The following is a 4,653-nucleotide window of genomic DNA, read 5'->3' as shown; positions in this document are numbered from 1 at the left end:
GGGCAGAGCCCCCTTGTTGTTCAAGGGGGCGCGCCGACGGCGCGGGGATAAGGGGGGATGCCCCCCCGGCAGCCTGATTCGTCGCAGACGGATCTGGCTGAGGCAATTCGTGCGCCGCAGGCACACGAATCGCCGCACCGGGGCGCAGCAGCAGGACGTCACGGCCGCGGTCGAGCTGGGCGGCGGGCTTCAGTTCGCCGACCAGGAAGGCGTGGGTGTCATCGGGGCGCAGCGCGGTGATCTTCCCCACCGGGAACCCGGCCGGGAAACGCCCGCCCAGGCCGGAGGTGACGATCTCGTCGCCCACTTCCACGCCCGCGCTGAGCGGAATGTCGCGCAGCTCCAGGGTGTCGCCCCGGCCGTACACGATCAGGCGCACGCCGTTGCGGGCCACGGTCACCGGTACCGCGTGGTCCGGGTCGGTGAGCAGCAGCACCGTGGCATTGCTGCCGGTGGTGGCGATCACCTGGCCCATCAGGCCACCGGCATCGATCACGGCCTGGCCCAGGTGCACGCCGTCGCGGCTGCCGGCGGCCAGCACCAGGCGCTGCCGGACCGGGTCCAGGTCGATGTCCAGGATCGGGGCCAGCTGCACGTCCAACCCGCTGCGCTCGGCCACGTTGAGCAGCTCGCGCAGCTGCGCGTTGTCCAGCGCGGCGGTCTGCAGGCGGGTCAGGCGGGCGTTGGCGATCAGCAGCTTGTTGCGCAGCGCGCGGTTCTCCTCCACCAGCTGGCCATGGCTGGCGGCATTGTCCTTGACCTGGGTGCCCAGCTTGCCGGGCAGCCCGGCCAGCGCCCACACCGGCTGCACCAGCACGTTGGTCTGCGCGCGCAGGCGCGCCAGCCAGCCGGCCTGGTCATCGAGCACGATCAGGGTGATGGCCAGGGCCAGGTAAGCGAGCAGCCGCAGTGGACTGGCGGCGTCGCCCTGGCGGGAGGCTACGGGGGGACCGGCGTAGGGCGGCACGACTGGCTTCGACTGGAGGAAAACGAAAGAAGGATGCGACAACGCCCCGGCGTTGCGATACCCGGCGTGGCAGGCACGCAGCGGGCATCACGCCGCAGGGGCGCGTGCAGGGAGCACAGCCGGTACGGCTTACTCCGGCGCAAAGAACTCGTTGCCGTGCATGTCCACCAGCTCCAGCGCACGCCCACCGCCGCGGGCCACGCAGGTCAGCGGGTCATCGGCCACCTGCACGTGCAGGCCGGTTTCTTCGGAGATCAGGCGGTCCAGGTCGCGCAGCAGCGCGCCACCGCCGGTGAGCACGATGCCGCGCTCGGCGACGTCGGCACACAGTTCCGGCGGGGTCTGTTCCAGTGCCAGCTTGACCGCGCTGACGATGCCCGACAGCGGCTCGTGCAGGGCTTCCAGCACTTCGTTGGAGTTGATCTTGATCATCTTCGGCACGCCCTCGGCGAGGTTGCGGCCGGAGATTTCCATCTCGATCACTTCCGCCTGCGGGTAGGCGCAGCCCAGCTCCACCTTGATGCGCTCGGCGGTGGCTTCACCGATCAGCATGCCGTGGTTGCGGCGCACGTAGTTGGTGATCGACTCGTCGAAGCGGTCGCCGCCGATGCGCACCGAGGCCGAATAGACGATGCCGTTCAGCGAGATCACGGCCACTTCGGTGGTGCCGCCGCCGATGTCGATGACCATCGAGCCACGGGCTTCGGTCACCGGCATGCCGGCGCCGATCGCCGCGGCCATCGGTTCTTCGATCAGGAACACGTCACGCGCACCGGCCTCCTCGGCCGATTCCTTGATGGCGCGGCGCTCGACCTGGGTCGAGCCGGCCGGCACGCAGACCAGCACGCGCGGGCTCGGGCGCAGGAAGCGCGACTTGTGCACCTTCTTGATGAAGTGCTTGAGCATCGCCTCGGTGTAGGTGAAATCGGCGATGACGCCGTCCTTCATCGGGCGGATGGTGGTGATATGGCCCGGGGTACGGCCCAGCATCTGCTTGGCTTCGGCGCCTACGGCAGCCACGGAACGGGTACCACCGATGGCGCGGTCCTGGCGCACGGCGACCACGGACGGCTCGTTCAGCACGATTCCCTGCCCACGCACATAGATGAGGGTGTTGGCCGTGCCCAGGTCGATGGACAGGTCATTGGAGAACATGCCGCGCAGTTTCTTGAACATCTGGGAGTTGATCCTGAGGGGTGTCGCGCCCAACGCGGGATGGCGAAAAAATGGGCAGAATTCGAGGTCGACAAGCCTAGCAATCCCCCTGTGCGCGAGCAAGGACAAATCTGGTGCAAAGCCAGCCTTCACGGCCATTCAGCCGAATTTGGCCAGGGTCGGACAGCACCGGTTCTGGCCCAAAGCCGCCTCACCCGTTAACCTTTGCGCCGCAGGGCGCCTCGAGGCGCCGTTTCGTTGCCCGCCTGGCGGGCCTCAAACTCCTTCCCGCATAGGCCTTAATCGATGTCCGCTTTGATCTGTGGTTCTCTTGCCTTCGACACCATCATGGTGTTCCCGGACCAGTTCAAGAATCACATCCTGCCGGACAAGGTGCACATCCTGAACGTGTCGTTCCTGGTGCCGCGCATGCGACGTGAATTCGGCGGTTGCGCAGGCAACATCGCCTACAACCTGCACCTGCTGGGCGGCGACCCGATCCCGATGGGCACCGTGGGCTCGGACTTCGGCCCCTACCGCGAGTACTTCCAGGGCCTGGGCATCGACCTGGCCCGGGTCAAGGTGATCGACGAGCTGTTCACGCCCCAGGCGTTCATCACCACCGACCACGACAACAACCAGATCACCGCCTTCCACCCGGGCGCGATGATGCGGTCCTACGAGAACCACGTGAAGGACGTGCCGGGCGTGACCCTGGGCCTGGTCGGCCCGGACGGGCGCGAGGGCATGATCCAGAACTCGCAGGAGTTCTTCGAGGGCGGCGTGCCGTTCATCTTCGACCCGGGCCAGGCCATGCCGCTGTTCAACGGCCCGGAACTGCGCACCTTCATCGAGCAGGCCGACTACGTGGTGGTCAACGACTACGAGTCCAACCTGCTGCAGGAGCGCACCGGCTGGGACGAAAAGGCCATCGTGAGCCGGGTCAAGGCCTACATCACCACCCGTGGCCCGAAGGGCGCGGTGATCCACACCCCGGAAAAGACCTATGACATCCCGCCGGCGCACGAGCGTCGCGTGGTGGACCCGACCGGCTGCGGCGACGCGTTCCGCGCCGGCCTGATCTACGGCATCGAGAAGGGCTTCGACTGGCTCACCATCGGCCGCATGGGCAACCTGATGGGCGCGCTGAAGGTGGAACACCCGGGCACGCAGAACCAACGGTTCACCTTCGACGAGTTCAACGAGCAGTTCAAGCAGCAGTTCGGTTACGCGCTGAACGTTTGATCGCCTGATCGCGTTGCGATCAGGCACCGCCGAAGACCCGCGTCACCACCCACGGTGGTGACCTACCGCTGTATAAGGCTCCCCGCCCCGCTGCCCGCCTCGGGACGCAGGGCTCGGACTCAAGGCCTGGGTTTGGGCTTGGACGCAGGCTTCGCCTGCGCCGGCAACCGGTACAGCTCTTTTTCGTAGGCCAGCGTGCCCCACATGGCATAGGCGTGGGCGCGCCGTGCCAGGGCCGGGTTCAGCGGCTGCGGCTGCAACTGGTCGCTGGCCGGGTCGTAGCGGTAGCCCTGTGCCGGTTTGTCCGGCTGCAGGATGGCCACGTCGTTGCCTTCCATCCACGCCAGGTTGCGGTCGTACTGCATCAGCGCGCGCCCGGGCTGCAGCCGCCGCGCGTCGGTCAGGTCCTGCCCCACCAGCGGCGTGGGATCGGCAATGCCCAGCAGCGACAACAACGTGGGCGGCAGATCGATCTGGCTGACGATGCGGGCGTCCCGGCGGGGCGCGATGCCGCCGCCCAGGATCAACCCGGGAATATGGAAGTTGCCGATGGGCACCATGTCCTTGCCGAACACCCGCGAATCATGGTCTGCCACGACCAGGAACACGGTGTTCTCCCAGTACGGTGACGCCATCGCCTTGCGGAAGAATTCGCCCAGCGCGTAATCGGCGTACTTGGCGGCATTGTCGCGGGTCTGCTTGGGCTGCTCGTACAGGTCGATGCGGCCGTCGGGGAACTCGAACGGATCGTGGTTGCTGGAGGTGAAGACCAGCCCGAAGAACGGCTTGCCCTGGGCGTTCAACTCGCGGAACTGCTGGTCGGCCCGGCCGAACAGGTCCTCGTCCGACGCCCCCCAGGAGCCGACGAACGCCGGCTTGCGGTAGTCCTTGCGGTCCACGATGCGGGTGAAGCCGTTGGCGAGGAAGAACTCGCGCATGTTGTCGAAATGGCTTTCGCCGCCGTAGTAGAAGCCGGTGTCGTAGCCATGCCGGCCCAGCACGTCGGCCAGGGTGAAGAAGCGCTCGCGGGAGGCGGGCAGCTTGACCACCGATTCGGCCGGGGTGGGCGGGAAGCCGGTCAGCACCGCCTCGATCCCGCGCACCGAGCGCGTGCCGGTCGCATACAGCCGCTCGAACGCCCAGCCCTGCGTGCTCAAGCGGTCGTAGTTGGGCGACAGTGGGCGTCCGCCCAGGCTGCCGATGAACTGCGCCCCCAGGCTTTCTTCCAGCACGATCACCAGGTTGCGCGGCGTGCCCGTGTGCACCGGCGGCCGCACGGCCAGGCT

4 protein-coding genes are annotated in these 4,653 nt (G+C 67.4%); 1 reads left to right on the top strand and 3 read right to left on the bottom strand.

The features are described from left to right. Positions 1-967, bottom strand: a 967-nt coding sequence (gene mreC / locus DBR34_RS14645; RefSeq protein WP_128097334.1) for a rod shape-determining protein MreC, incomplete at its 3' end; no start/stop codon positions are given. 129 nt (positions 968-1,096) lie between these two features. Further along, positions 1,097-2,143, bottom strand: a complete 1,047-nt coding sequence (locus tag DBR34_RS14640) for a rod shape-determining protein (RefSeq protein WP_038686189.1) — start codon at positions 2,141-2,143, stop codon at positions 1,097-1,099. Between the two features lie 285 nt (positions 2,144-2,428). Between DBR34_RS14640 and DBR34_RS14635 the strand changes: the two genes are divergently transcribed. Continuing rightward, positions 2,429-3,367 (top strand): carbohydrate kinase family protein, encoded by a 939-nt coding sequence (locus tag DBR34_RS14635; RefSeq protein ID WP_128097333.1) that lies wholly within the window; start codon positions 2,429-2,431, stop codon positions 3,365-3,367. A gap of 119 nt (positions 3,368-3,486) precedes the next feature. Here DBR34_RS14635 and DBR34_RS14630 read toward each other — a convergent pair. Beyond that, positions 3,487-4,653 (bottom strand): LTA synthase family protein (locus DBR34_RS14630; protein ID WP_258223958.1); only part of this gene is annotated, 1,167 nt, incomplete at its 5' end.

The sequence above is a fragment of the Stenotrophomonas sp. HMWF003 genome (assembly GCF_003061285.1).
In the GTDB taxonomy this organism is placed as follows: Bacteria; Pseudomonadota; Gammaproteobacteria; order Xanthomonadales; family Xanthomonadaceae; genus Stenotrophomonas; species Stenotrophomonas maltophilia_AP.
The sequence above is the reverse complement of the archived record's forward strand: the minus strand, read 5'-3'. Positions and strand labels throughout refer to the sequence as shown.

Coding starts and splice junctions, on each gene's coding strand:
- DBR34_RS14635 (WP_128097333.1), top strand. CDS start 2,429: ATGTCCGCTTTGATCTGTGGTTCTCTTGCCTTCGACACCATCATGGTG.
- DBR34_RS14640 (WP_038686189.1), bottom strand. CDS start 2,143: ATGTTCAAGAAACTGCGCGGCATGTTCTCCAATGACCTGTCCATCGAC.